General features: G+C 63.4%; 26 protein-coding genes and 1 tRNA gene. 11 read left to right on the plus strand and 16 right to left on the minus strand.

The window, feature by feature from the left end; genetic code table 11:
- Window positions 1–10 precede the first annotated feature (10 nt).
- The 4 genes from LZ538_RS00845 to LZ538_RS00860 are packed head-to-tail and all read left to right on the plus strand — an operon-like array spanning window position 11 to window position 3,455.
- Window positions 11–1,189: an acetyl-CoA C-acyltransferase gene (locus LZ538_RS00845; RefSeq protein ID WP_249830110.1), complete on the plus strand. Its 1,179-nt coding sequence runs from the start codon at window positions 11–13 to the stop codon at window positions 1,187–1,189.
- A gap of 3 nt (window positions 1,190–1,192) precedes the next feature.
- Complete coding sequence (locus LZ538_RS00850; RefSeq protein ID WP_249830111.1) at window positions 1,193–1,792, plus strand: DUF4126 domain-containing protein; 600 nt, start codon at window positions 1,193–1,195, stop codon at window positions 1,790–1,792.
- Window positions 1,793–1,815: 23 nt separating this feature from the next.
- A complete protein-coding gene (locus LZ538_RS00855) occupies window positions 1,816–2,064 on the plus strand; it encodes a hypothetical protein (RefSeq protein ID WP_249830112.1) in 249 nt (82 codons plus the stop codon).
- A complete protein-coding gene (locus LZ538_RS00860) occupies window positions 2,061–3,455 on the plus strand; it encodes a DHA2 family efflux MFS transporter permease subunit (RefSeq protein WP_249830113.1) in 1,395 nt (464 codons plus the stop codon). Before LZ538_RS00855 ends, LZ538_RS00860 begins: the two co-directional genes overlap by 4 nt.
- Here the strand turns inward: LZ538_RS00860 and LZ538_RS00865 are convergent.
- Together LZ538_RS00865 and LZ538_RS00870 are read right to left on the minus strand one after the other, a co-directional pair.
- The gene (locus LZ538_RS00865) at window positions 3,452–5,296 is read right to left on the minus strand and encodes a DUF885 domain-containing protein (RefSeq protein WP_249830114.1); all 1,845 of its coding nucleotides are present in this window, start codon (window positions 5,294–5,296) and stop codon (window positions 3,452–3,454) included. The two genes, LZ538_RS00860 and LZ538_RS00865, sit on opposite strands and share 4 nt — an antisense overlap.
- Window positions 5,297–5,372: 76 nt before the next feature.
- Window positions 5,373–6,602: a polyhydroxyalkanoate depolymerase gene (locus LZ538_RS00870; RefSeq protein ID WP_249830115.1), complete on the minus strand. Its 1,230-nt coding sequence runs from the start codon at window positions 6,600–6,602 to the stop codon at window positions 5,373–5,375.
- A 173-nt stretch (window positions 6,603–6,775) separates the two neighbouring features.
- Here LZ538_RS00870 and LZ538_RS00875 point away from each other — a divergent pair, with 173 nt between their 5' ends.
- Window positions 6,776–8,554, plus strand: a complete 1,779-nt coding sequence (locus tag LZ538_RS00875; protein ID WP_249830116.1) for an ABC transporter transmembrane domain-containing protein — start codon at window positions 6,776–6,778, stop codon at window positions 8,552–8,554.
- On the opposite strand, the gene LZ538_RS00880 is transcribed toward LZ538_RS00875, so the two are convergent.
- From LZ538_RS00880 to phaR, 3 genes are all read right to left on the minus strand, one after another.
- The gene (locus LZ538_RS00880; protein WP_249830117.1) at window positions 8,551–9,075 is read right to left on the minus strand and encodes a hypothetical protein; all 525 of its coding nucleotides are present in this window, start codon (window positions 9,073–9,075) and stop codon (window positions 8,551–8,553) included. The genes LZ538_RS00875 and LZ538_RS00880 overlap by 4 nt on opposite strands.
- Window positions 9,076–9,529: 454 nt before the next feature.
- Window positions 9,530–9,997 (minus strand): hypothetical protein, encoded by a 468-nt coding sequence (locus LZ538_RS00885; protein ID WP_249830118.1) that lies wholly within the window; start codon window positions 9,995–9,997, stop codon window positions 9,530–9,532.
- A 4-nt stretch (window positions 9,998–10,001) separates the two neighbouring features.
- Window positions 10,002–10,523 carry a polyhydroxyalkanoate synthesis repressor PhaR gene (gene phaR, locus LZ538_RS00890; protein WP_249830119.1) on the minus strand — a complete coding sequence of 174 codons (522 nt, stop codon included), beginning with the start codon at window positions 10,521–10,523 and terminating at the stop codon, window positions 10,002–10,004.
- Window positions 10,524–10,593: 70 nt separating this feature from the next.
- On the opposite strand from phaR, the gene LZ538_RS00895 reads away from it, so the two are divergent.
- The 5 genes from LZ538_RS00895 (at window position 10,594) to LZ538_RS00915 (ending at window position 14,200) form a co-directional block, all read left to right on the plus strand.
- Window positions 10,594–11,604: an alpha/beta hydrolase gene (locus LZ538_RS00895; RefSeq protein ID WP_249830120.1), complete on the plus strand. Its 1,011-nt coding sequence runs from the start codon at window positions 10,594–10,596 to the stop codon at window positions 11,602–11,604.
- 29 nt (window positions 11,605–11,633) lie between these two features.
- Window positions 11,634–11,710: transfer RNA gene (locus LZ538_RS00900), tRNA-Arg, on the plus strand.
- Window positions 11,711–11,755: 45 nt separating this feature from the next.
- A complete protein-coding gene (locus tag LZ538_RS00905) occupies window positions 11,756–12,652 on the plus strand; it encodes a glycosyltransferase family 2 protein (protein WP_249830121.1) in 897 nt (298 codons plus the stop codon).
- Between the two features lie 47 nt (window positions 12,653–12,699).
- On the plus strand, window positions 12,700–13,485 hold the full coding sequence (locus tag LZ538_RS00910; RefSeq protein ID WP_249830122.1) for a nucleotidyltransferase: 786 nt from the start codon (window positions 12,700–12,702) through the stop codon (window positions 13,483–13,485).
- Window positions 13,460–14,200: a metallophosphoesterase family protein gene (locus LZ538_RS00915; protein ID WP_249830123.1), complete on the plus strand. Its 741-nt coding sequence runs from the start codon at window positions 13,460–13,462 to the stop codon at window positions 14,198–14,200. Before LZ538_RS00910 ends, LZ538_RS00915 begins: the two co-directional genes overlap by 26 nt.
- On the opposite strand, the gene LZ538_RS00920 is transcribed toward LZ538_RS00915, so the two are convergent.
- The 9 genes from LZ538_RS00920 to paaI all read right to left on the minus strand — a co-directional run bounded on the left by LZ538_RS00920 (window position 14,197) and on the right by paaI (window position 23,363).
- Window positions 14,197–15,246 carry an AI-2E family transporter gene (locus LZ538_RS00920; RefSeq protein ID WP_249830124.1) on the minus strand — a complete coding sequence of 350 codons (1,050 nt, stop codon included), beginning with the start codon at window positions 15,244–15,246 and terminating at the stop codon, window positions 14,197–14,199. The genes LZ538_RS00915 and LZ538_RS00920 overlap by 4 nt on opposite strands.
- 1 nt (window position 15,247) lies before the next feature.
- A complete protein-coding gene (locus tag LZ538_RS00925; protein WP_249830125.1) occupies window positions 15,248–16,468 on the minus strand; it encodes a dihydrolipoamide acetyltransferase family protein in 1,221 nt (406 codons plus the stop codon).
- A gap of 1 nt (window position 16,469) precedes the next feature.
- Complete coding sequence (locus LZ538_RS00930) at window positions 16,470–18,527, minus strand: alpha-ketoacid dehydrogenase subunit alpha/beta (RefSeq protein WP_249830126.1); 2,058 nt, start codon at window positions 18,525–18,527, stop codon at window positions 16,470–16,472.
- 2 nt (window positions 18,528–18,529) lie between these two features.
- Window positions 18,530–19,729, minus strand: coding sequence for an amino acid aminotransferase (locus LZ538_RS00935; protein ID WP_249830127.1), 1,200 nt, complete (start codon window positions 19,727–19,729; stop codon window positions 18,530–18,532).
- A gap of 19 nt (window positions 19,730–19,748) precedes the next feature.
- Window positions 19,749–20,822 carry a 2Fe-2S iron-sulfur cluster-binding protein gene (locus LZ538_RS00940; RefSeq protein ID WP_249830128.1) on the minus strand — a complete coding sequence of 358 codons (1,074 nt, stop codon included), beginning with the start codon at window positions 20,820–20,822 and terminating at the stop codon, window positions 19,749–19,751.
- Window positions 20,822–21,565 (minus strand): 1,2-phenylacetyl-CoA epoxidase subunit PaaC, encoded by a 744-nt coding sequence (gene paaC, locus LZ538_RS00945; protein WP_249830129.1) that lies wholly within the window; start codon window positions 21,563–21,565, stop codon window positions 20,822–20,824. The genes LZ538_RS00940 and paaC overlap by 1 nt, the downstream gene beginning before the upstream one ends.
- 79 nt (window positions 21,566–21,644) lie before the next feature.
- Entirely contained in the window at window positions 21,645–21,929 is a 285-nt protein-coding gene (gene paaB, locus LZ538_RS00950; protein ID WP_249830130.1) for a 1,2-phenylacetyl-CoA epoxidase subunit PaaB, read from the minus strand.
- Entirely contained in the window at window positions 21,926–22,906 is a 981-nt protein-coding gene (gene paaA / locus LZ538_RS00955) for a 1,2-phenylacetyl-CoA epoxidase subunit PaaA (protein ID WP_249830131.1), read from the minus strand. The genes paaB and paaA overlap by 4 nt, the downstream gene beginning before the upstream one ends.
- A 31-nt stretch (window positions 22,907–22,937) precedes the next feature.
- Window positions 22,938–23,363 (minus strand): hydroxyphenylacetyl-CoA thioesterase PaaI, encoded by a 426-nt coding sequence (paaI, locus tag LZ538_RS00960; protein ID WP_249830132.1) that lies wholly within the window; start codon window positions 23,361–23,363, stop codon window positions 22,938–22,940.
- A gap of 26 nt (window positions 23,364–23,389) precedes the next feature.
- Between paaI and paaG the strand changes: the two genes are divergently transcribed.
- Window positions 23,390–24,169 carry a 2-(1,2-epoxy-1,2-dihydrophenyl)acetyl-CoA isomerase PaaG gene (gene paaG, locus LZ538_RS00965; protein ID WP_249830133.1) on the plus strand — a complete coding sequence of 260 codons (780 nt, stop codon included), beginning with the start codon at window positions 23,390–23,392 and terminating at the stop codon, window positions 24,167–24,169.
- Here paaG and LZ538_RS00970 read toward each other — a convergent pair.
- Window positions 24,166–25,185: a phosphotransferase family protein gene (locus LZ538_RS00970; protein WP_249830134.1), complete on the minus strand. Its 1,020-nt coding sequence runs from the start codon at window positions 25,183–25,185 to the stop codon at window positions 24,166–24,168. The two genes, paaG and LZ538_RS00970, sit on opposite strands and share 4 nt — an antisense overlap.
- Window positions 25,182–26,417: an acyl-CoA dehydrogenase family protein gene (locus LZ538_RS00975; RefSeq protein WP_249830135.1), complete on the minus strand. Its 1,236-nt coding sequence runs from the start codon at window positions 26,415–26,417 to the stop codon at window positions 25,182–25,184. The genes LZ538_RS00970 and LZ538_RS00975 overlap by 4 nt, the downstream gene beginning before the upstream one ends.
- Between the last annotated feature and the right edge of the window lie 2 nt (window positions 26,418–26,419).

The raw sequence follows: 26,419 nt of genomic DNA on the forward strand, positions 1-26,419 counted from the left end.
GGAGTTTCGAATGCGCGACGCCGTGATCGTTTCCACCGCGCGGACCCCAATTGGGCGGGCTTACAAGGGCGGGTTCAATGCAACTCCTGGACCGACCCTGGGCAGCTTCTCGCTCAAGCCCGCGATCGAGCGGGCCGGAATCGATCCGGGCGAGATCGACGACGTCGTATGGGGCGCGGTGCTCACGCAAGGCACCCAATTCGGCAACATCGGACGGCAGGTCGCGCTCCGCGCCGGCTGCCCTGTCACGGTGTCGGGCATGACGATCGACAGGCAATGTTCTTCGGGGCTGATGGCAATCGCCACCGCCGCCAAGCAGATCATCACCGACAAGATGGATGTCGTCGCGGCCGGCGGGCAGGATAGCATCTCGCTCGTCCAGACACCTGAAATGCGGATCGCGCCCGATCCGTCGCTGATCGCGATGCACAAGCACATCTACATGCCGATGCTTCAGACCGCGGAGACTGTCGCCCAGCGCTACGGGATCAACCGTGAGCGGCAGGACGAATATGCGCTCAAGAGCCAGCAGCGCACCGCCGCTGCGCAGGCCGCCGGCCGCTTTGACGACGAGATCGTGCCCGTGACCACGACGATGATGGTCAAGGACAAGGAGACGGGCGAAGTATCGCAAAGGGAAGTCACGATTTCCAAGGACGAGGGAAATCGCGCCGATACGACGTTGGAGGGCCTGGCCGGCCTCAATCCCGTGCTCGGCCCCGACACGTCCATCACCGCAGGAAATGCCAGCCAGCTCTCCGACGGAAGCTCCGCGTCGATCCTGATGGAGGCGAAGGAAGCCGAGCGCCGCGGAATCGCTCCGATGGGGCGCTATATCGGAATGGCGGTCGCCGGCACGGAGCCGGACGAGATGGGCATCGGCCCGATAGATGCCGTGAACAAGCTGCTGAAGCGCTTTGACTTCAAGGTCGACGACATTGGCCTGTGGGAATTGAACGAGGCCTTCGCGGTGCAGGTTCTCTACAGCGCCGAAAAATTGGGAATTCCCGAAGATCGCATGAACGTCGACGGCGGGTCGATCTCGATCGGCCATCCCTATGGAATGAGCGGAGCCAGAATGACCGGCCACGCCTTGATCGAAGGCAAGCGCCGTGGCGTCAAATATGTCGTCGTGACCATGTGCGTCGGTGGCGGCATGGGTGCGGCGGGGCTGTTCGAGGTCCTGTAGGCAGTGGGCGCGGTCGAGCTGATCGCGCTTGCCTCGACAGTCAGCCTTCTAGCTGGCTGGCGGCTCTATTTCGTCACCTTCATCGTCGGGATTGCGATGAAGCTGGGGTGGATCGGCCTGCCGGAGCAGCTTCACGCGCTCGACGTGCTGGCGAACGACTGGATTATCGGGATCGCCGCGGTCGGCGCACTGGCCGAGTTCTTCGCCGACAAGATCGCCTGGGTCGACAGCGCTTGGGACGCGATCCACAGCGTCGTACGCCCGATCGGCGGCGCGTTGCTCAGCATGGCGATCGTCGACGGCGGCGATCCGGCGTGGCAGGTCGGCAGCTTCCTGCTGGGCGGAGGCGCTGCATTTCTCGCCCACGCCGGCAAGGCGGGTGCCCGCGCACTGGTCAATGCGAGCCCCGAGCCGTTCTCCAACATTGTCGTCTCGACCGGAGAGGATGTGATGACCGGCGGACTACTTGCCCTCGCGATCGCCAACCCGGTCGCGGCGCTGTTGATCGCGATCATCCTCGTGCTTTTGTCGATCTGGCTCGTGATCGAAGCAAGGCGGATCCTACGCCGGATCATTGAACCCAAACGGCAGCGAACGGGTTGAGTGCGCTAAAGAGGAGGATGCCGATGCCCGTTTCCGAACAGCCGCTGGTCGAGCGCGTCGCGCGCGTCCTCGCTGGGGCCGCGCACAGCAGCAATGCTGAAGGAAGCGACCCGTCCGCCGGCGAAAAGATCGATCTCGTGTGGAAGGAACATGTGAACCAGGCGCTGGCGGTGCTGCACACGATGCGGGAACCCGATGAGCGCATGGCCAAGGTCGGCGACCCGGAGACCTGGTCGCGAATGGTCGAAGAAGCGATTGAAAGCGCCGAGTGAGCGCACGGGCCGCTGAGCGCCCGCGTACCCAGGGACATCCCACTTGGACGCTCGTAACCTGCGTCCTCGCGTCCAGCCTCTCCTTCGTCGAGGGATCGGTCCTGAGCGTGGCCTTGCCTGCGATCCGCGAAAGCTACGGCGCGGGGGCCCAGCAAGTGCAGTGGGTGGTCAACGCCTATTTGCTGCCGCTGTCGGCATTGTTGCTGCTTGGCGGCGCTCTTGGCGACCACTTCGGACGGCGACTTCTGCTCGTCATTGGGACAAGCATCTTCGCTGCGACCTCCCTGATCTGCGCCTTGGCTCCAAGCCTCTCGGTCCTGCTCGCCGCGCGGGCCGCGCAGGGCATCGGCGCCGCGCTCCTGCTGCCCAACAGCCTGGCGCTGTTGAATACCGCGTTCCAGGGCGAGAGACGCGGCCGCGCGGTCGGGATTTGGGCGGCGGCGGGCGCGGCGGCGGCGGCGGTCGCCCCACTCCTCGGCGGCTGGCTTGTCGACAATGTCGGTTGGCCGGCGATCTTCTACATCAACCTTCCACTTGCAGCCGGGGCAATCCTGCTTGCCCTCTGGTTCGTTGCTGAAAGCCGTGAAAGCGGCGCAGGACGGACCGACTACGCGGGCGCGCTTCTCGCAACAGCCGGCCTCGGCGGACTGACCTATGCGCTCACGCTGTGGTCGGCGACCGGCCGGTTTGGACCTCAGGCGCAAATCGTCACCGCGCTGGGAGTAGCGCTGAGCGCCGGATTCCTCCTGATCGAGCATCGCAGGGGAAGACGAGCGATGATGCCGCTCGAGCTGTTTGGGGGCCGCTGCTTCTCGGGCCTCAATCTGCTCACCTTCCTGCTCTACGGAGCCTTCTCCGCTGCGATGCTGCTCATTCCCTACGTGCTGATCACGTCCGGCGGCTATTCCCCCGTCCAGGCCGGCCTGGCGATGCTTCCCTTGCCGATCCTGATGACGTCAGCCTCTCCGTTCATGGGCGGTCTCGCGATGCGGATCGGGCCGCGCATTCCGCTCACCATTGGTCCGCTCGTGGTGGCTGCGGGCATGTGCCTCGGGCCGCTCATCACGTCCGATAGCAGCTACTGGGCCGGTACCTTCCCCGCGATACTGTTAATGGCACTCGGAATGACGATTGCCGTGGCGCCCTTGACCTCGTCTGTTTTGGGATCAGTGGAGGAGCAGCATGTCGCCATGGCCTCCGGCTTCAACAGTGCGGTCGCACGGACTGGAGGGTTGATCGCTACCGCACTTCTCGGGGCAGTGCTGGCGAGCGAGGGCGAGCGACTGTTCGCCGGCTTTCACGTGGCGATGTTCGTATCTGCGGCGGTCGCAGCGGCGGCGAGCATCGTCGCGCTCACGATGCTCGGCGGCGTCAGGATGAAGAAGATCTAGCCCTTCGCCTTCGCAATGAAACCGTCGATGACTGTCTCGAGCAACGTCATCGGAACGCTGCCCCCGAGCACGACGGCGTCGTCGAAGCGGCGCAGGTCGTATTTCGCGCCGAGCGCCGCCTGGGCCTTGTCGCGCAATCGCACGATCTCGAGCTGGCCGACCTTATACCCGCAAGCCTGGCCCGGCATCGCGCAATAACGATCCACTTCCGCCTGAACCGACGATCGCGGGTCTCCGTTGGTATTTACGAACCAGTCTGTCGCCTGGTCGCGGGTCCATTGCATTGCGTGAAGTCCCGTGTCGACGACGAGGCGGCAAGCGCGGAAGCCCATCGATTGCAGGTAGCCGAGCTGCCCCAAAGGATCGTCGGCATAGACGCCGAGCTCATCGGCAAGCTGCTCGGCATAGAGCGCCCAGCCTTCGCTATAGGCGTTGAAGGCAAGCATGGACCGGATCAGCGGCATGCGATTGGCATAGTCGCCCTGCCAGACGTGGCCGGGAATGCCCTCGTGATAACAGAGCGTCGGAAGCGAGAATTTCGGCCACTCTGAGGTGTCGCGCAGGTTGATATAATATTGGCCGGGCACCTTGCCGTCGATCGAGCCGGCCGCCGCGTACCCGCCCGGAGCGCCCGCCTCTATCGCGGGCGGCACCCGCTTGATGATCAAGCGTCCCGGAACCATCGTCGCGAAAGCCCGAGGCAGGCGCGTTCTAACGTCGGCGATGCGGCCATTGAGATAGGCCAGCAACTGCTCGCGGCCTGCAGCCGTATTGGGATAAAGCTGCGCCGGATCCTTCCCAAGCGCGGCCATGCGCTCCCCAACCGTGCCGCCGGTCAGCCCCTGCTTCTGCATGATGCCTTCCATCCGCGCCTGGATCGTTTTGACCTGATCAAGGCCGAGCTGATGGATTTCCTGCGGCGAACGGGTCGTGGTGGTCCCGGCCTTGAGCGCCCAGCGGTAGTAGGCTTCGCCGTTCTTGAAATGCCAGACGCCCGCATCGGACTTCGCGACTGCGCGATGCTGTTTCAATTCTTCGACCTGCCGCTGCAGCGCCGGGATCACGCCAGTCGCCATTGACTGCTTCACGCGCTCGGCAAGTTTGTCGTCCGACAGCCGGGCCTCGCCCATCTTCTTGCGGAACGTGGCCAAAACGGCTGACTTTTCCGGATCTTCCGATGCGCCGCCGCTGATGATCGCTATGGTCTTGTCGAGATTGAAATTGGGGGCGACCACACCAACACCGCGGTCATGCTTCAGCCGCTCGGTCTCGCCGTCGACGTTTCGCGCATAGGCGTCGACCCTGTCCGCAAAGGCCGCGGCATCTTCCGCGTTCGCGATCGTATGCCGGCTCTCCAGGAAGTCGGGCAAATCGACGTAGCTGCTGCCCAACTGGTTGACGACATAAGGCGTGTTGCGAAAGCCGTTGTTCGGATCGAGGACGAGTGGGTCGCCGAAGCCGAATGCATAGCCTTCCTGGGCCAGCTCGTGAGCCTGGAGCGCCACCGCCCCGTTCAGCTTGTCTGGCACCGACAGGTCGGCGAGGTCCATCGATTTGAGGGTCGCGAGCCGCTTTCCGATGCCTTCGCGCCGGGCCGCGAAACCGGCCGGCGTCTGGTCCTGCCATTGATGGGCCAGCGGCGCGAGCTTGTCCTTCGCGATGCCGAGGATCGTTGCATTTTGTGGATATTCGGCAAGGATCTGCTCAGCGATCCCCTGCAGTTGCGCCGCGAGATCGGCATTGCCATGCTGAGCACCGGATCCGCCGGAAACCTTGCACCCGGCGAGCAGTCCAGCCGCGGCCGCCGTGCCAAGGAATTCGCGCCTGCAAATGGAATCCATCGCTCACCCTCCTGGTTGGAGAGGGCGCTATAGCGGCCTGCGAACGGGCTAACAGCAGATTTCGGTGGACGACGCCTCAGGCGTTGGCGGCGATGAAGTCCTCGACGACAGGCGCGATCCTTTCGCGCCATTTACGGCCGTTGAAGATACCGTAATGGCCGACGTCTTTCGCCAGCAGGTACTTCTTCTTCGAGGCAGCGAGGTTCGGCGTGATGTCGAGCGCAGCCTTGGTCTGGCCGATGCCGGAAATGTCGTCGCGCTCGCCCTCGATGGCAAGCAGGGCAGTGTCGCGGATGGCGCCGGGATCGACCTTCCGTCCGCGATGCTTCATCCGCCCCTTTGGCAGCAGGTGCCGCTGGAACACGGCGTCTATGGTCTGAAGGTAGAATTCCGCCGTCATGTCGCAGACGGAGCGATATTCATCGTAGAAGGCACGCGTCGCCTCCGCGCTTTCCTCGTCGCCGACGACCAGGTGCTTGAACATCTCCCAGTGGCTGATGAGGTGCGAACCGAGGTTCATGGTCATGAAGCCCGCGAGCTGCAGGAAGCCCGGATATACCTTCCGTCCCGAGCCCGGATAAATCATCGGCACCGTCGCGATGACATTGTTCTGGAACCAGGCGTGGGGCCGTTGCGTCGCTAGCGTGTTCACGGCAGTCGGCGCCTCCCGGGTGTCGATCGGCCCACCCATCATTGTCAGCGTCTTCGGCCGCCATCGATTGCCATCCGCGTTCATGATCGCTGTCGCGGCAAATGCAGGCACCGCGGGCTGGCACACCGCAAGCAGATGCGGGCGCTCACCGGTCCTCTTCCCGATCAATTCGAGAAATTCGACCAGGTAATCGATGTAGTCGTCGAGATCGAAGCTTCCGTCCTTCAAGGGCACCAGCTTCGCGTCGCGCCAGTCGGTGATGTAGACGTCGTGCGTTGGCAGAAGGCGTTGAACCGTGCCGCGCAACAGCGTCGCATAGTGGCCGGACATGGGCGCGACGATCAGCAGGCTGGCACCATCCTCTACGCCTTCGCGGCGGAAGTGCTTGAGCTGGCCGAATGGCTTGCGGAGCAGGACGTCCTCATAAACTGCGACCTGCTTCTTGCCGACCTGCACCTTGTCGATGCCGAACTCCGGCTTTCCGCGGGGTGCCGAAGCATGAGCGAATACTTCCAGGCTGGCCGCGACCAGCGGGCTCATCGAGGAATAGGAAAAGGGATTGGCGGGATTGCTGAGCCAGCCGGCGCCTAACCCGGCAAGCTTGCTCGCACCTGCGAGAAACGAACGCTGAACCTCGTACGCATCATAAAGCATCGACAGCCCTTCCTCCCCGCAAAACAGATGTGGGCGGCCTTTGCTCCCCACGCAAGTTAATGTTGCGGCGCAAATAGTGCAGCGCGGCATTAGGTGTGGAAAACTGCCGCTTGGGGCGCGCTGCCCGACAGATCGGCATTTGAGCTATGAGGCGGCACTGTTAGGGAAATGCCATGGCCATTTCCGCCAACCGCCCGAAGGGCCGATCGGTCAGCGACCTCCGCATGGTGTGGCGCTTTGCGCTCCGCTACCCGGGCCACATCGCAATTGCAGCCCTTGCACTGCTCGTCGCGGCCGCGGCGACGTCCGGCATTCCCTACGCTTTCAAGCTGATCATCGACAAAGGCTTCGCTACCGGCGGCAACACTCGGGATATTGCCCGCTGGTTCGAATATCTTCTGATGCTTGTCGGCGTGATGGCGGTTGCGACCGCGACACGCTTCTACTTCGTTTCATGGTTGGGCGAGCGGACGGTCGCCGACATCAGGCTTGCCGTGCACCGCAACCTTTTGCGCCTTTCGCCAGGCTTCTTTGAAGAAAACCGTCCCGCCGAGATCACGTCCCGAGTGACGGTGGACACCACGATCATCGAACAGGTCGTCGGCACCACTGTCTCGGTCGCGCTGCGCAACGTGGTGCTCGCATTCGCCTGCATGATCATCCTGTTCGCGCTGGCGCCGAAGCTGGCCGGCCTGATCCTTGTGGGCGCCCTCATGGTCGTTGCCCCCATCACCATTCTCGGGCAGCGCGTTCGCAAGATATCTCGGCATAGCCAGGATCGCATCGCAGACGTCGGCGCGGTGAACAGCGAAGTGCTCGGTGCGATCCGGATCGTTCAAGCTTTCAACCAGGAAGAACGCGAGAGATCGCGGTTCGCGGATGCGGTCGAACGGGTCTTCGGGACTGCCAAACGCCGCATTTTTCTTCGCGCTATCATGACGGCGATCGTCATTTTCCTGATGCTGGGCTCGATCACGCTGATCATCTGGCAAGGCGCGATCGACGTCGCCGCAGGACGGATCACGGGAGGCACGATCGCGGCGTTCGTGCTTTACGGCGGACTGCTCGCCGGCGCATTCGGAGCTCTCTCCGAAGTATATGGGGACCTCCTTCGCGCTGCCGGAGCATCCGAACGATTGTCCGAGCTGCTCGATGCGCGGCCCAATATCGTCGCCCCCGCCGATCCGGTTAGGCTGCCTGATCCGCCGCAAGGTGAGCTCACCTTCGACCGCGTGACGTTCCATTATCCGACGCGTCCGGACACATCGGCACTCAACGATTTCAGCCTCGTCGTGAAGCCACGCGAGCGACTTGCGCTGGTCGGGCCGTCTGGAGCAGGCAAGACAACCATCTTCCAGCTTGCGGAGCGTTTCTACGATCCGCAGGCCGGCCGCGTGCTGCTCGACGGCGTCGATCTTCGCGACGCAGATCCCGCCGACGTGCGGCAGCGCATCGCGATCGTGCCGCAGGAAACCATCATCTTCGCGGCGACTGCGCGCGACAATCTCCGCTACGGAAATTGGAACGCTAGCGAAGACGACCTGTGGGCCGCGGCGCGCGACGCAAATGCCGAGGAATTCCTGCGCGCGCTTCCGGAAGGTCTCGACACGTTCATGGGCGAAGGCGGTGCGCGGCTGTCGGGCGGCCAGCGCCAGCGAATCGCCATTGCACGCGCCTTGCTGCGCGACGCCCCCTTGCTGCTGCTCGACGAAGCGACGTCCGCGCTCGATGCTGAAAGCGAGCGGCTGGTGCAGGATGCGCTCGACCGGCTGATGGCGCACCGGACGACGATCGTCATCGCGCACCGGCTTGCAACGGTGCGCGCTGCGCACCGGATCGTCGTGATGGACCAGGGGCAGATCGTCGAAGAGGGGACGCACTCGACGCTCACCGCGCGCGGAGGACTCTACGCGCGGCTCGCGAAATTGCAGTTCGAGGATCGCGCCGCTTAGCTGGCGGGCGTACCCGAAGGCTTCGGCTTCCGCGCACGGGTCGTGCGCTTGCGCGTTGCTGTGCTGCGCGGCTTCTTCGTAGCGCTGCTTGCGCGCTTTGCGGCGGGCTTCCGCGCCGTCGAAGCGCGCGTGGCCGCGCCGGTCGCGGACTTGGCGCGGGTGGTGCTTGCTTTGCGTGCCGTGCTCGTCTTGCGCGTGGCAGTCGACTTGCGCGCCGTGCTTTTCCGTTTGGCGGTAGACTTACGCGCTGAAGTCTTGCGCGCGCCGCCCGTGGCCCGCGCGGCGCCAGTCACTTCATCGCCCGTCCATTTGCCGGACATCACGCGCTGCGCCGCTTCGGCCACCGCCTCGGCGATGATCGAACCGAGCTTGGTCGCGCTCGACACCATGTTTGTCGCTGCCTGCGATGCCGTATCCGCGGCATCGAGCCCCGCATCGCGGATCTTGCGGCGCGCAGCCGGGCTGGCGCTGATCGCCGCCGCTGCGGCGGCAAGGCCGGCAGCGAGCATTTCCTTGCTCATCGCCGCCTTTGCAAGCTTGTCCGTGATATCGCTCGCGGAAGCCCTGGAAGAAGATCCCGTTGAACTCTTACGTGCGGATTTGGCCATCGCTTATTCTCCCTCCGTCGCGTGAAAGACACTTTACGGCTGTAACGGTTCCCTAATGACAATTAGCGCGAATTTACAGACGTAAGAAAAGAACCGGAAAATCGCGGAGCCCAGATATGTTAAAGGGCACCGCTGCGTCTCGCAGCGATGCCCTTCGACATGGTCAGCGGCCGAAGGTGTTGGCCGTTCGTCAGCTTTTAGGGCCTGCGAACACCCCTCTCCGACCTCCCTGCTGAACCATGAGACATCGGATCACCTCCTTTCGCTGCGTTGAAGCCATGGAGAAGATGAGTCTTATGCGCGCGCAACGCAAGACTTGTTGAGATGTGAATTTTCGGCAATTATCCTGCGCTTCGCGCCGGACGATTCAGGTGCGGCAATCTTCTACAACACGCGCGATTTCTTCCCATGATGGAAGCACGAGCGCCGGTTGCCCGGTTACGCTGACGCCCAGCCGTCCGCGGCTGAACGCCATCGCGTCGAGCAGGCCGTCCATCGCCGCGAGATCCGCGACAAGCTGCTGCGTCGTCGGCTGGTAGCTCGCGGGGATGCTGCGCGACAGCGAGCTGGTCCAAACGGAAAGGAAAGGCGCGGCCCCGGTGGCGGCCTTCGCGATCGTCACCCGCCGTGTCGCGCGCGTGCAGCGCAGCGTCAGCTGAGCGGGGCCAGCGCCATTCCGGAAGCTCGCCTCGCTGCCGGTGGCCGTGCGACTGTAAGTCCAGTCGCCGGCAATCGGCGTTGAATATTGCAAGTCGACGGCAGCCGTCGCCGCGGTTTGCGCAGAAAGCGGAGATGCACAGGCCAGCGCGAGCGCGGCAACGCGAAATTTCTTCATGGGACTAGCGGTTCAGGCGATCGACTTTGGCTTGCAGCGCAGCAAGTTCCGCGCGGAGCTGGTCGACGTCGGATGCCGGGCCTGGTTTCGCTTCGGGCTTGGTCTTGCCGGAGAAGGCGCGGCTCGCATCCTCGAACATCGCCATGTTGCGCTTCGCGATATCGGCGAGAACGTTTCCGCCGAGCGCATCGCGCACCGCGCTCTGGTTACGCTGGAATGCGTCCATCGCGGCTTCGAGATATTGGGGCACGAAATTCTGCATCGAGTTCCCATAGAGGCCGATGAGCTGCTTGAGAAAGCTGATCGGCAGCATGGTCGAGCCGCGCGCCTCTTCCTCGACGATGATCTGCGTCAGCACCTGGCGGGTGATGTCCTCGCCGGTCTTGGCATCGACGACTTCGAACTCGCGGCCTTCGCGCACCATTTGCGCGAGACGGTCGAGCGTGATGTATGTCGAGCTCTCGGTGTCGTAGAGACGCCGGTTGGCGTACTTCTTGATCGTCACCTTATCCGATGCTTTGGCCATCAACCGCTCCCAGACGCGAGGAAACCGCTTACTACTGGAGGATAGTGCGCTGCAACATGAACCGCAGATCATGAAGGCGCCGAGGCCGCTTCCCTTGTTCCTTGAGCTTGTCCGCGAAGTTGCCGGCGACGATCCTGCGCTGGCACGAGATGCACTCGCGGGGCTTCGCGCATACCAGGCCGCGAACCGTGGGAGCAGCGCGCCTGAAAAGCCCGAGTTTTTCCGCCTCGGCCCCGTTTCCGTGCGCGACTACGGCGGAGACGGCCCGCCGGCTCTGCTGATTCCTTCGCTGATCAATCCGCCGCGCATTCTGGACCTCGATGACGATGTCTCACTCGCCCTGGCGGTCGCGCGGATGAATCGACGAGCGCTGCTGCTTGACTGGGGCGACGCCGCTTCGCGCAACCTGTCGGTGTCCGGGCATATCGAAGAGCTGCTTGTCCCGGCGGTACGCAGCATGGGCGAGCCGGTCGCCCTGATCGGATATTGTCTCGGCGGGACGATGGCGACGGCAGCGGCGAACCTTGTCGATGTGGAGCGGGTCGTGACGCTCGCAGCGCCCTGGCACTTCTCGCACTATCCCGAAGCTTCGCTGACCGCCCTTCATGATATGTGGCGGGCGGCCGAGCCCGCGGCGCGAACGCTTGCCGCTTTGCCGATGGAGGTCCTTCAGGCGGCATTCTGGTCGCTCGACCCGACGCGCACCGTCCGCAAATTCGCGGGCTTCGGCAAGCTCGATCCGGCCAGCCCCGAAGCGCATCGATTCGTCGAGCTCGAGGATTGGGCCAATGAGGGGGAGCCCCTGCCCTATCCCGCCGCCAGGGAGCTGATCGAAGACCTGTTCGGGCGAGATGTCCCCGGCAAGGGAGAGTGGAGCGTAGGCGGGCGCGTGGTCAGGGACAAACTGCCTGTTCCAATGCTCAACCTGACGGCCGACGAGGACCGGATCGCGCCGGCAGCAACGGCTCCGGCCGGCAACAGGATCGGCATCGCATCCGGCCATGTCGGAATGATTGTCGGCTCGGCGCGAACGAAGGTCCACGAAGCGCTGCGCGGCTTCCTCGACCCCGCTTGCCGCTAGCCGCAGCGGAAGCTAAGCCCCGCGCTCAAGCACCCGTAGCTCAGCTGGATAGAGCGTTGCCCTCCGAAGGCAAAGGCCACAGGTTCGAATCCTGTCGGGTGCGCCACTCTCCTTTTGCTCTCCAGCGCAACGCCTTGTCAGGACGATCGGATTGAAGCGCAAATTCAGCATCATAACCACCTGCAAGGGCAGGCTGGAGCATCTCAAGCAGAGCCTTCCGGCGATGGTTGCTCAAGATGGCGCGGACGTCGTGGTCGTCGATTATTCTTGCCCCGAGCGCGCCGGAGACTGGGTGGAAAGCGCATTCCCTTCGGTGCAAGTGGTGCGCGTCGACGGCGAAGAGGGCTTTTCCAACTGGCGGGCGCGCAACCTTGGAGCCGAAGTGGCGAAGGGCGACATGCTGTTGTTCTGCGACGCCGACACCGTCCTGGCTCCCAACGCCGCGGACGCGATCGCCAAATCAATGCCAGACGACACGTACGGCTTCTTCAAAGCGGACTCGACGGCTCACTTCAACAAGAGCGGTCTTCGGCTGGGAAGGAACCAGCTGCGCGGATTCCAGGTCGTCCCGGCGGAAGCCTTTCGCGAGCTCGGCGGCTATGACGACGTCCCGATCGGATGGGGAGCCGGAGGCGACACCGACCTCGAGGAACGCCTGGTACTGCTCGGACTGAAGCCGAATTCGCTGGGCGACGGCATCGTCGAAGAAGTGTTCGAGCACGACAACGCGGCGCGAACCGCGTTCCACAAGGCGCCGATACGGATCAGCTACGCTGCAGGACTGCTCTATCGCCGGGCGAAGATGGCGCTGATGCGGATTCGGCGCACGACGAACCTTCCCCGCGAGGAGCGGGAGAACCTCTATAATATCGCTCGTCGCGCTGCTGCGCGCCTTGCACGCGGAGCGAACGAGACCAAGATTCGGCTCAATATCGAGAACCAGGTCGTGGGGATGCCGAGGCAGCTGGGATTCGGACAGGGCAAATGCGTGGTCTCGATCAACGTCGAGCTCGACATGCAAAATCCGATGCCCATTCCCCCGCGCTAGGGACCGCTAGCAGGAACCACCTCCGACGCGTTTCCGTTGAGGGGTGCATGGACCAGCTTGTTGCATCCAAACCGAACGGTAGCCTGATCCAGCCGACGGCGGCGGCGGAGGCATTTTATTGCGAAGTCCTCCAGCACATGGCGGACTCCGAAATACCGTTCCTGGTCTCGGGGACATATGCGCTTGCCAGCTACACCGGAATCGACCGTCCGACGAAGGACGTTGACGTCTTCGCGAAGGCCGGCGATGCGCTGCGGTTGCTCGCTTACTTCCGCGATCACGGTTTCGACACCGTAGTGGTGGACGAAAGATGGCTGGCGCGGGTCACTCGCGGCGAGCTGTTCGTCGACATCATCTACAACATGCCGACCTCGTCCACGCACGTTACCGACGAATGGTTCGAAAACGCCCCGACGGCGGAGCTGTTTGGAGCGAAGGTCCATCTCGTTCCTCCGACCGAGTTCATCTGGTCCAAGATCTTCGTCCAGGACCATCATCGTTACGATGGCGCCGACGTCGCGCACATGATCCTGAAGTGCCACCGTCACATCGACTGGCGCCGCCTGCTCTCCCGAATGGAGCTCTATTGGGAAGTGTTGCTGATCGCGGTGATGAATTTCCGCTTCGTCTATCCGAGCGAGCGCGACGCCATTCCGGATTGGCTGCTCGACGAGCTGTTGGAGCGCCTGCGCAACCAGGCCGCCGTCGAGCCTCCGGGCAAGAAAGTGTGTCGCGGCCGCATCTTCTCTCCACGCGACTATGCGATCGATGTCGATGAGTGGGGCTTTTCCGAAGCAGTAGGAAATCTTGAAGAGCAATATGGAACCGAGTGACGGGAAGCTGCGAGTAGCGGCGATCGGCGACCTGCACGTGCAGGAAAGCGATACCGCGCCTTATCGCGAGCTCTTCACGGAAATCTCGCAGGCCGCGGACGTGCTCGTCCTATGCGGAGACCTAACGAATTTCGGGAAGACTACGGAAGCTGAAATCCTAGCCGAAGATATTCGCACCTGCTCGATCCCGGTCCTCGGCGTGCTTGGAAATCACGATTTCGAATGCGGCCAGCCGGAGAAGGTCGCCGAAATCCTCCACGATGCGGGCATGACTATTCTCGACGAGCAGGCCGTAGAAATCGAGGGAGTGGGATTCGCCGGCGTGAAGGGCTTCATGGGCGGATATGGCCGCGGCGAGCTGGCGCCATTCGGCGAACCTATCGCCAAGCTCTTCGTGGATGAGGCTATGAACGAAGCGCGAAAGCTAGAGAACGGCTTGCGGTCATTACGCACCGAACGAAGCGTCGCCGTGCTGCACTATTCGCCGACGGAGGAGACGCTGGAAGGCGAGCCGACCGCCATCCACCAATATCTGGGCTCGCAGCGGCTTGCCGACGCCATCGACCGGTTCGACCATGTCAAAGCGGTCGTCCATGGCCATGCGCACCACGGAAAATATGAAGGGCGCACGCCGGGCGGGACGCCGGTCTTCAATGTCGCGCAATTCGTCCTGAAGCCCTTATTCGGCAAACGCTACGCGGTCCTGGAAATCTAGCCCTTGGTCTCGCCCGGAATCGGCGTCGGCGTATGCAGGGTCTCGATAACGTAAAGGCGCTTGACCAGCACGTACATCACCACCGTCAAGGGCGCCGCCAGGATGATGCCCAAGGTTCCGAACAATGCGCCGAATGCGATCAGCGAAAAGAGCAGGACGACGCCTGGAAGGTCGACAGCATATTGCTGGACCAGCGGCGTCAGCAGATAGCCTTCGAACTGCTGGACCGCGAAGTAGAGGAGCAGCACCCACAAAGCGAGGTCCGGGCTGACCGCCAGTGCCAGCAGCACGGCAGGGACCATCGACAAAACCGGTCCGAGGAAGGGAATGAATTCCAGGATTCCGGCGAGCAAGCCCAGCGTGAAGGCGGAAGGCATGCCAAGCGCCCAAAGCCCGATCCCCGTCAGGAGGCCGACCACCGTCATTGAGATGAGTTGACCGCGGAGCCACAGCCGCAACGCCCGTTCGGACTCGCTGATCGCTTCACCCGCAAGCTCTCGCTTCCCGGGCGGAACGAGTTTGATTGCGCCGATGAGATAGAAGCGCGGCTGCGTAGCAAGGAAGATCCCCGCGACCAGCACGACCAGCACGTCGGCGATCCCGCTGCCGATCGAAAGGACCGTACGGCCAAAGGCGGAAAAGCTGCTTCCGCCCGGCGCACGGATGCTTTGCACAAAGTTCTTGATCTGCTCGCCCAGGCCCAGGTCGCCGAGCCGGGCTTCGATGATCTTCCATGCAGCTGGAAGCGTTTCGCGCAGCGCGTGGACCTGTTGTGCGACATGCGAGCCGAAGAGCGCGATCAGGCCCAGAACGAGGCCGAGAATGAGGACGATCGAGGTTGCGATTGCGATTCCCGGCCTGCACCCGGTCAGCTGAGCGATCCGGTCCGCGAACGAGCGGAAGATTGTCGCCACCACGACTGCACCGAAGATCATCAGGATCAACGTCCTGAGCTGCCACGCCAGCAGGAACAGCGCGACGAGGCCGAGGACGATCAATACTCGGCGGACGAAGGCGCGTTCGGTCAGTCCACCTGGATCGGCCATTTCAGGCGACGGGCCAGCTTTCGAGGATCTCGACAAAACGGGCCAGCCAGGCATTAGTCTGGTGTCCGTCGACGACCCTGTGATCGATGGTCAGCGTCACATAGGCCATCGGACGGATCAGGATCGCATCCTGTCCGCCGATCTCCCGAACGATCGCACGCTTTTCGAGCTTGCCAATCCCAAGGATCGCGGCCTGCCCCTGATGCAGGATGATCGGGGCGGCGAGGAGGGATCCGGAAACGCCATGGTTGGAGATCGTAAAGCTGCCTCCCGACACCTCCGACCGCTCCAGCCTTCCGTCGCGCGCGCGCCTCGTGAGATCATCGAGCTTGGCGCCGATTTGCTCCAGGCTGAGTGCGCCGGCGTCCTTGACCACCGGCACGACAAGCCCTTTTTCGCCCAGCGCGGTGCCGACGCCAATGTCGATGGTCGGCGAAATGGCGATGCGGTCCTCCTCCCAGCGCCCATTGATCGCCGGAGCAACCGCCATCGCGTCGGCAGCAGCCTTCACAATGTACGCGGTGTAGCTGAGCTTCGTGCCCTTCGCCGCTGCAGCCGCCTTGTGCGCGGCCACCGCGGAGAAGTCGGCCTCGAAGACGGCCGTGACGTGCGGCTGATCCGCGACCGCCCGAACCATGTTCTCTGCGATGGTTCGACGCATGCGGTCGTGCGGAATGTCCTGAGCGGAAAATTCTCGCGGCTGGGCCGTCGCCGGTTCGCCGACGCTGACGACAGTCGCGGATGCCACCGCCCGATCCACATCCTCGCGCGTGATTCGCCCGTCGCGCCCCGTTCCCGCAATACGGCTCGCCTCGATCCCATGCTGCTGGAGCGCTCGGCGGACGGATGGCGAGAGGCGAGTTTCGGCCTCGTTCCCCGACGTAGGCCGGGGCTCAGGAGCGCCAGAAGGTGCTGAGCTAGCTGAGGGCGACGAAGGCTTCGCCTCCTCGGCCCCTGCCTTCGCTGGGGTACTTGGTGCCGCAATGTCGCCGTTCGAATCGATCCGCGCGAGCACTGCTCCTGGGACGGCTTCGTCGTCGGTCTGAAGAAGTATCTCAGCCAAGACGCCGGCCGCCGGCGCAGGCACCTCCTGCGTGACCTTGTCCGTCTCGAGCTCGACCAAGGGCTCGTTCTCGAAGACCAGGTCGCCTACCTGCCGCAGCCAGGCGCGCACGACCGCCTTGGTGCCTTCCTGCTCGTCGGGGACGCGGACGTCGATCAAGTCAGAACCCCACCAAGCGCTCGATCTCGGCACGTATTCGCGCCGGTGACGGCAGGGCCCATTCCATCAGTTTCGGATGATGCGGACTCGGAATGTCGGGCATCGTGACTCGCGCAACAGGTGCATCGAGGTCGAGGAAAGCCTCGTCCGCCACAGTTGCAGCGATCTCGGCGCCGAAGCCGCCAGTGCGAAGATCCTCGTGTACGATGAGGCAGCGCCGCGTCCGGCGAACGCTATCGAGGACCATGTCCCTGTCCCAAGGCATGAGCGTGCGAAGGTCGATCACGTCCGCACTGATGCCTTCGGCGGCCGCCTCGCAGCGCGGCACCATCGCGCCCCACGTCACGATCGTGATCTTTTCGCCTTCGCGTGTTTTCTTCGCCCGCCCAAACGGCAGGACATAATCGTCCCCCGGCCACGGCCGCCTCGCCCAACTGTCGTCGAGCATCGCCCGATGTTCGAAGAACAACACTGGATCATTGCCTCGCAGGCTTCCGCGCAGCAGACCCACTGCGTCTTCCGCATTCGAAGGCACCGCGACCTTCCATCCCGGGTTGTGAACGAATTCGACCTCGTTCGTCATCGAGTGCCAGGGGTCGCCGCATTTGAAGAAGCCGCCCGGAACGCGAAGCACCATCGGCGCTGCAAAGCGGTTGTGCGTGCGCCACCGCATCGTCCCGCAATCGTGGATCTGCTCGGTGGCAGGCTCGGCATATTTGCGGAACTGGATTTCGGGCACAGGCATCAGGCCGGCAAGGGCCATTCCGACAGCCCGGCCGACGATTCCCTCCTCATTCAGGGAGGTGTCGAACACGCGATCGCGGCCGAACTTCTCCTGCAATCCGAGCGTCACCGCGTGGACGCCGCCTTTCGGACCTACATCCTCTCCGAAAACCAGCACCCGCGGATTGACCGCGATCTCCTGATCTAGAACCCGCCGGATCGCGGTGACCATGTTGATGCGTTGGCCGGAAGATTCGGGCTGCTCGGTAAAATGCGGAACCTGATAGTCGCCATTCCACAGCCCCCCGACCTGCTGCATCTCGCCCTCGTAGAAGACGTTGCTCGTAACCTTCTCGGGAGGCGAGACGCCGCGCGCCTCGGCCTCGGTGCGGGCCGCTTCGACCTGCCATGCGGTTTCCCGTTCGAGGTCCGCCCATTGCGCGTCGCCAACCTGCAGCTTCGCGACATGGGCCTTCAACTTCGGAAGCGGATCGCGCTGCCACTCCGCCGCGATCTCATCTTCGGACTTGTAGGTCTGCGTGTCCTGGTAGCTGTGACCTTCCAGCCGCGGCACAGTCAGTCGCAGCAATGCCGGCGAGCGCTTCGTGCGGACATGCTGGACCGCCTCAAGGACAAGCTTCGACGCCCCGATCGGATCCGTGCCGTCGCCGTTGAAGATCGTAAGGCCGGCGAAACTGTCGAGATTCGCTGCGATATTCTTGCCAGGTGTTTGATACTCCGAGGGAACGGAGATTCCGTAGCCGTTGTCCTCGACGTATATTAACAGTGGCAAGGTTTGCGTCGTCGCAATAGTTAGCGCAGACCAAAATCCCCCTGTCGCGCAGCTGGCATCCCCTCCGAGGACCAGTGAAATGGCGTCCGCAGGGCCCTCATTCAGCACTTTGCTCTTGTATGCGATTGCCTGCGCCCAGCCCGCCGCGGGCGTGTATTGGGCGCCCACTCCGCCGCACATCGGAAGCGCATGTGCTCCGCCGGGGTTCGGATAGTTGAAAACGACGCCAATATCGCGGCCATCCGAATAGCCCCCGGCGAGGCCCATTCCCGAGCCTAAAGCGTCTGCGAGCGGGACTCCTAGCGCGAGCAAAAGCGGGCGTGACCGGTAATAGCCGAACACTCCGTCGCCGTCCTTGAGCTGCAGACCGAGCAGCACCTGCGCCATGTCATGGCCGCGCGCCGAGAATTGGTAGAGCACCTTCTTGGCAGGAACGAGCTCCTGCTCTTCGAGCCGGTCCATCTCGCGGCTGGTCAGGACCAGCCTTGCGACCTCGCGCCAGTCGATTTCGGCGGAAACCCGGCCGGGGTCGCGGTCGGCCATGGTCAGGCGTCCAGAGCCTCGGCCACGGCGGCGATAAATCGATCGATCTGCGCATCGCTCATGCCGACGACATTGAAACGTCCCGAATCCGCCATGTAGATCGCGTGATCCTCCCGGAGCTTGAGCACTTGCTCCTTCGACAGCGGCAGCATCGAGAACATCCCGAACTGCCGCCCGATAAAGGCGAGGCGGGGGTCCGCGGCAGCGAGCCGCGCGCGTACTGAATTGATGCGGTCGCGCATTCCGGCGAGCTCGACGAGCCAGTCTGAACGGAGCTGCGGATCGTCGAGGATGATGCGCGCCGAGGCAGCGCCGTGATCGGGAGGCATCGACCACATCTCCCGCGCGCGCTGGAAAACATGCGCCATCGCTCGCGCCGATGCCTCGGGAGACCCGGTCTTAAGGAAAAGCGAGCCGACGCGGTCGCGATAGACGCTGAAATTCTTGTCGCAGCTCTGAGCGATGATCACTTCGTCGCAGGACGAGAGCATCAGCCGAACGCCAAACGCATCCTCCTCAAGGCCGCGGCCGAACCCCTGATAAGCGATGTCGATGAATGGAATGAGGCCTCGCTCGACCACCACGTCGCGCACCTGCCTCCACTGAGGCTCATCGAGGTCGGCGCCCGTGGGATTGTGGCAGCAGCCATGAAGCAAGGCGACGTCGCCACGTTCGGCTTTCGATAACGCGTCCAGCATCGCATCGAAACGGATGCTGCCCTGCCCGCGCTCGTAGTAAGGATATTCAGCGATCTCGAGGCCAACCGCGCGAACCAGCGGCGGATGATTTGGCCAGGTCGGCGTACCGATCAGCACTCGTGCGGATGGGTTTGCCGTCGCCAGCAATTCGAAACCCAGCCGAAGTGCCCCGCAGCCACCGGGCGTCTGCACACCAACGATACGATCGTCGTCGGCATGCTCGCCTAGCAAGATCGGCCGCAACAACTCGGCAAAGCGCTTGTCGCCCGCACTTCCGAGGTACGACTTGCTTTCCTGCGTCTCCAGCAGGCGGCGCTCCGCCTCTTTCATGACCTTGAGGATCGGCGTGCGCCCCTCTCCGTCACGAAAGACGCCGACTCCAACGTCGATCTTTTCCGGGCGAGGGTCAGCATTGCACAGCGCGATAAGCTGCAGGAGCGAATCGCTCTCCACGGGCGGCAGGTCGGCAAGCCCCCTTGCCTTCACGTCGGGTCGGTCCAGCATCGGAGCGCGATTAGCGAACTCAGGCGTCGTAATCCACTGCAACCCCGTCACCGACGGGGACGGACTGGCACGTCAGAACATAGCCAGCGGCGACTTCCTCATCGGTGAGGCCGTAGCGAGCGGCCATTTCCACCTTGCCGCCGGTCACTTTCGCCCTGCACGTGGCGCACACGCCGGCCTTGCAGGCAAAGGGCGCGGGGAGGCCCGCGGAACGCGCACTGTCAAGAATGTTGGCCTCGGTGAAAGCGACCCGGCGCGTGCGACCATCGAGCGTCACGGCCACAGTAACGCCGGCCGCTTGGCTCTGCAGTTGCGCCATCTCCGCGGCCATCGCCGCTGACGGTCGGTCCGCCGTGAAGCGTTCGATATGGATAAGGCTCTTGTCGACGCCGCGGTCGAGCAGTGCGCCTTCGGCAGCGTCCATCATCGGCCCGGGCCCGCAGATGAACCATCCCGCAATGGCTGCGGGATCCCCGATAAGCTCCTCGATGGCCGCCTCGCAGGTCGGCTTGTCGAGCATGCCGTTAAACAGCTCGATATCCTGCTCCTCCTCAGCGAGGAAATGATAGAGCTCGAAGCGGTCGAGATAGCGATCCTTCAGTTGGGCAAGCGCTTCGAGGAAGATCACCGAGTTGCTGTCGCGGTTCCCGTAGAAGAGCGTGAAGCGGCTCCGGGGCTCCTGGGACAGCGCAGTGCGGATGAGCGAAATCACCGGCGTGATGCCCGACCCCCCGGCGAACCCCACGAAGTGACGCTTCGCATTGGCGTCGAAGTCCGTCGTAAAACTCCCATGCGGCGTCATCACGTCGATTACGTCGCCAGCCTTGAGATTGTCGCCGATCCAGTTGGAGAAAACGCCGTTCGCAATGCGCTTGACCGTGACCATCACGTCACCGTCGTCCGGAGCAGTACACAGCGAATAATTGCGCCGCACTTCATCGCCGTTGATATTCGCACGAAGGGTAAGATGCTGGCCGGCGCGGAATCGGAACGCCTCAGTCAGCTCGGGCGGGATGTCGAAGCGGATCGAGTTTGCTTCGTCCGTCTCGGGGACGACCTCGGCGACGCGCAAGGCGTGGAAATGCTCGGCCATTACCAGGTCGCGTCGGGATAGGTGCGCGGTAGGAACTGCATGGCCGCGAGGAGATGCCCGAGATGCTCGCTGTGATGGCCGCGTCGTCCTCCGACGATCGGCCGCTGCTCGGGAGGCGCTTCGAGATTGGCTTCTGCCAGAATTGAAGCGAGCGCCAATCGATACTCCTGCTCCAAGCTCCGCGGATCGGGGGCAACGCCGCGATCGATCATTTCCTCAAGAATTTCGTCGACTTCGAACAACTCAGGGGTGAAACGCCAGCACCACGCAAGCCCGTCCGCCATGCGATTGGCGCTCTCTTCGCTCCCGTCGCCGAGACGCACGGTCCAGTCGCTGGCGAGCTCCCGATGATAGGCGACTTCCTTCACGGCCTTGTGCGCGAATTCCGCGAGGAAGGTGTCCTTCGATGCGGTCAGCCGCTGCAGCATCAGATGTTGCCAAGTCGTGTAGAGCAAGTGGCGCGCGATGGTCTGGGCAAAGTCCCCATTCGGCTGCTCGACAAGCAAGCAGTTGCGGAAGTCGAGCACGTCACGGTGGAACGCCAGGCGGTCGCCATCGCCCGCTTCGCCGAGGAGCAAGGTGGCCTGGCCCACCAGGTCCAAGGCGAGATTGGCAAGGCTGATGTCGACTTCGAGGACCGGTCCATGGCCGCACCACTCGCTGAGGCGCTGGCCGAGCACGAGCGCATCGTCGCCTAGGCGCAGCAGATACTCTGTGCGCGGATCAACAGCGACGGTCGCCATCAAGTGCACCCCTGCGCAGGCAGGGGTCCAGCCCCCCAAGAGATTCTGGGCTCCTGCCTTCGCAGGAGCACAGTTCGGATCATATGTGCTTCACCTCGTCCGGGATGTCGTAGAATGTGGGGTGGCGGTAGATCTTGTTCTCGGCGGGCTCGAACAGCTCACCCGCCTGCTCGGGGTCGCTCGCGACGATGTCCACCGAGCGGACGACCCACAGGCTCACCCCTTCCATCCGCCGCGTGTAGGTGTCGCGCGCATGGGCGAGCGCGAGCTCCGCGTCAGGAGCATGAACGCTGCCAACATGACGATGCGAAAGGCCACCCTTGGAGCGGACGAAGACCTCCCAAAGCGGCCAGTCACTGCTCACGCCGCCTTCCTTGCGCGGCGCTTCTCTTCATGCGCAGCAGCCGCCTCGCGGACCCAAGCGCCCTTCTCCCAAGCCTCGCGACGCGCCGTCATGCGCTCCTTCGCGACAGGGCCCTCGCCCTTCACGACGGCATAGAATTCATCCCAATCGATCTCGCCGAAATCATAGCCGCCCTTCTCCTCATTCCATTTGAGGTCCGGGTCGGGAACGGTGAGGCCAAGGAATTCCGCCTGGGGGACGGTGATGTCGACGAACTTCTGGCGAAGCTCGTCATTGGTCTCGCGCTTGATGCGCCAGCGCATCGACTGCGCCGTATTGGGGCTGTCTGCGTCGGGCGGCCCGAACATCATCAGCGACGGCCACCACCACCGGTTTAGGGCGTCCTGGGCCATCCTTTTCTGGTCCGACGACCCGTTCGCCATCGCGATCATGATCTCGTAGCCCTGGCGCTGGTGAAAGCTTTCTTCCTTGCAGATCCGAACCATAGCACGGGCATAGGGTCCGTATGACGTTCGCTGCAGCGGGACCTGGTTCATGATCGCGGCACCGTCGACCAGCCAGCCGATCGCGCCGATGTCCGCCCAGGTGAGCGTCGGATAATTGAAGATCGTCGAATATTTGGCCTTCCCCGAGTGAAGGGCCTCAACCATTTCCTCGCGGCTCGTCCCCAGCGTCTCGGCGGCGCAGTAGAGGTATAGGCCATGTCCGGCCTCGTCCTGGACCTTGGCGAGCAGGATCGCCTTGCGCCGCAGGGAGGGCGCCCGCGTGATCCAATTGCCCTCGGGAAGCATGCCGACAATCTCTGAATGCGCGTGCTGGCTGATCTGCCGCGTCAGCGTCCTTCGATAAGCCTCGGGCATCCAGTCCTTCGGCTCGATGAACTCGTCGGCCGTTACCCGCGCTTCGAATGCCTCGAGGAGCTTCGGGTCCTCGAGATTTTCTATCTTCGCCGTCTTCTGAAGCTCTGTCGTATACATGGGCGCGATGTAGCCTCTGCAACATGAACGTTCAAATCTCGACAACCGCTCCGCCAAGCGTTCGCGAATAGCCTGTGAATTCCGCCACGGTGCGGCCATTCGCCGTGTGCACCGCAACGCGCGTGACGCCAGCCCGTCCTTCCCGCGCGACCTCGGCGGCTTCCGCGATCAGCGTTTCACCCTCGCGCACCTTGTCGAGGAATACGATCGACGCCTGCGCCGCCACGCTCGCATGATTGGCGCCATTGCAGGCATAAGCAAAAGCGGTGTCGGCGAGGGCGAAGATCATGCCGCCGTGCGCGATGCCGTGGCTATTGAGCATGTCCGCACGCACGACCATGGAAACACGCGCATAATCCTCGCGCGCTTCTTCGATTTGAATGCCCCACGCGGGACCGGTCCCTTCGCCCGCGAGCATTGCACGCGCGACCCGGTCTGCGAGCAAGTTTGCGTCCACGCCTCCTCCTTCGCTAGGCGAATGGCATGGCTTACGAGACCATCGACTTCAAGGCGGATGGGCCCCTCGCCCGAATCACGCTCAACCGGCCCGATCGGCTCAACAGTTTCACCGCGCAGATGCATCAGGAGCTTCGCGACGCTTTGTCGAAGCTTGGCGATGCGCGCGTGATCGTCCTCACCGGCGCGGGACGCGGCTTCTGCGCGGGGCAGGACCTCAACGACCGCGCCGTTGCTCCGGGAGAAGCGGTAGACCTCGGCCAGACGGTCGAGAATTACTGGAACCCTTTGATCCGAACGCTGACATCGCTTCCGCAGCCGGTCATTGCACGCGTGAACGGCGTCGCCGCCGGAGCCGGAGCGAATATCGCGCTCGCCTGCGACATCGTCGTCGCAGTGAAGGACGCCAAGTTCATTCAAAGCTTCTCTGCGCTGGGACTCATTCCCGATAGTGGCGGTAGCTGGCACCTTCCTCGACTTGTGGGCCAAGCTCGCGCTCTCGGGCTAGCGCTGACCGGCGAGCCCATCACCGGCGAGCAAGCCGCCGAATGGGGCTTGATCTGGAAGGCGGTCGACGGCGAATGGCTGGATCAGGAAGTGGACTCCATCGCCAACAAGCTGGCAGCGCTTCCGCCTCTCGGGCTTGCAGCGATCAAATCGATCATTCGGACGAGCGGATCGCGCACCTTGGATGAGGAGCTCGACCTCCAGCGCGACGAAATGCGGCGGCTGGGCTTCACCGAGGATTATCGCGAAGGCGTCGCGGCGTTCCTCGAGAAACGGCCGGCCAAATTCACGGGGCGCTAGGCCCCCGCTTTCACCGCAAAGCTCCAGGCAGCTTGTGCGAGCGTGGGAACACGCTTGGCCATCTCCGCGGCCCGCGCATGTGACGCCGTGCCGTCCAGTACCCGCTTCTTGATGCCCTGGACGATGCCGGCGAGCCGGAACAGATTGTAGGCGAAATACCAGTCGAGCTCTTGCGCGACGGGCACTCTGGCGCGTTCCGTGTAACGGCCAACGATCTCTTCAAGGGTCGGGATTCCGAGCGCCAACAGGTCGAGACCCGCAAGTCCGGCTCCGCCATCGGCGGGCATCATCCATTGCATGGCAAGATAGGAGAAGTCGGCCAGCGGATCGCCGAGCGTCGCCAGCTCCCAGTCCAGCACGGCCGTCAACGTCCCGTCTCCGTCGAACACGACATTGTCGATGCGGTAATCGCCGTGAACGATGGAGGTTCGTGCTTGCTGCGGCAGGGTCTCGGGCAGGAATGCGATCAGCCGTTCCATCTCCGGCAGATAATCGGTCTGCGAGTCGCGATATTGCCGCGTCCAGCGCATGACCTGGCGCTCGAAATAATTGCCTGGCCTGCCGAAATCGCCAAGGCCGGCAGCTTCGGGATCGATGGTGTGGAGGTCGGCGAGCGTGTCGACCAATTGCTCGTACATGCGGCGCCGCGTCGCAGCGTCGAACTCCGGCAGCGCGCCGTCGGCATAGGGGCGACCGTGGGCCATCTCCATGACGTAGAAGATCGCGCCAATGACTTCCGGATCCTCGCAAAGCGCCAACGGCTGCGGAATCGGGTAATCGAGCGGATGAAGCGCCGACAGCAAGCGAAATTCACGGTCGACCGCATGCGCCGATGCGAGCAATTCGCCGAACGGCTTGCGGCGAAGCACGTAATCTCCCGATGCCGAGCGGATGCGATAGGTCGGGTTCGATTGGCCGGACGGATATTTGGTGAGTTGGAAGGGCCCGCTGAAGCCTTCGACATTCGCTTCCAGCCAGCGCCCAAGCGCTTCCTCGTCAATCTGCCGTTCGCTCACCGATGCTTCTTAAACTCGAGCCGCGCGATCGATCGCCGGTGCACCTCGTCCGGCCCGTCGGCGAGACGCAGAGTCCGAATCGACGCATAAGCGCTTGCGAGCCCCGTGTCCTCGGACACACCCGCGGCGCCGAAAGCCTGGATGGCGTCGTCGATGACCCTGAGCGCCATGATCGGCGCGGCAACCTTGATCATCGCGATCTCGCCCTGCGCCGCCTTGTTTCCGGCGCGATCCATCATGTCCGCGGCCTTCAGGCACAGGAGCCGGGTCATCTCGATGTCGATGCGCGCATTGGCGATGCGCTCTTCCCACACGCCCTGCTCGGCGATCGTCTTGCCGAAGGCCGTGCGGGACATCAGCCTTTTGACCATCGCGGCGAGCGCTTCTTCGGCGGCGCCGATCGTCCGCATGCAATGGTGGATGCGTCCGGGCCCGAGGCGCCCCTGCGCGATCTCGAAGCCCCTGCCCTCGCCCAGCAGCATGTTGGACGGAGGGAGCCGCACATCGTTGAGCTCGATCTCCATATGCCCGTGCGGCGCGTCGTCGTAGCCGAACACCGGGAGGTGCCGTTTCACGGTAACGCCGGCCGCATCGAGCGGCATGAGGATCATCGACTGCTGCTTGTGGGTATCGGCGTTGGGGTCGGTCTTGCCCATCAAAATCGCAACCTTGCAGCGCGGATCGCCCGCGCCGCTCGACCACCACTTCCGCCCGTTGATCACATATTCGTTACCGCGCATCTCGATGCGGCATTTGATGTTCGTCGCGTCCGATGAGGCCACATCGGGCTCGGTCATCAGGAAGGCAGAGCGGATCTCGCCGTCCATCAGCGGCTTCAGCCATTCGTCCTTTTGCTCGCGCGAGCCGTAACGGTGCAGGACTTCCATGTTGCCGGTGTCAGGCGCGGAGCAATTGAACACCTCCGAGGCCCAGAGAATGCGCCCCATCTCTTCGGCGCAAAACGCATATTGGAGATTGCTGAGGCCCGGTCCTTCGAAGTGGAAGCTGTCGTCGACGGGATTGCCCCCGTGAGATGGAGGCATGAACAGGTTCCACAGGCCCTCGCCCCGCGCCTTTTCCTTCAGCTGCTTGACGACCGGGAGAACCTTCCAGCGATCCCCATCGCGCTGCTGCGCCTGATAGTCGCCAGCACGCGGGCGGACATGCTCGTCCATGAAGGCGCGAACCCGGTCGCGCCACTCGGTCTCGGCCGATCCAAGGCTGAAATCCATGC

The organism is Sphingomonas hankyongi (assembly GCF_023516575.1).
Lineage (GTDB): Bacteria > Pseudomonadota > Alphaproteobacteria > Sphingomonadales > Sphingomonadaceae > Sphingomicrobium > Sphingomicrobium hankyongi.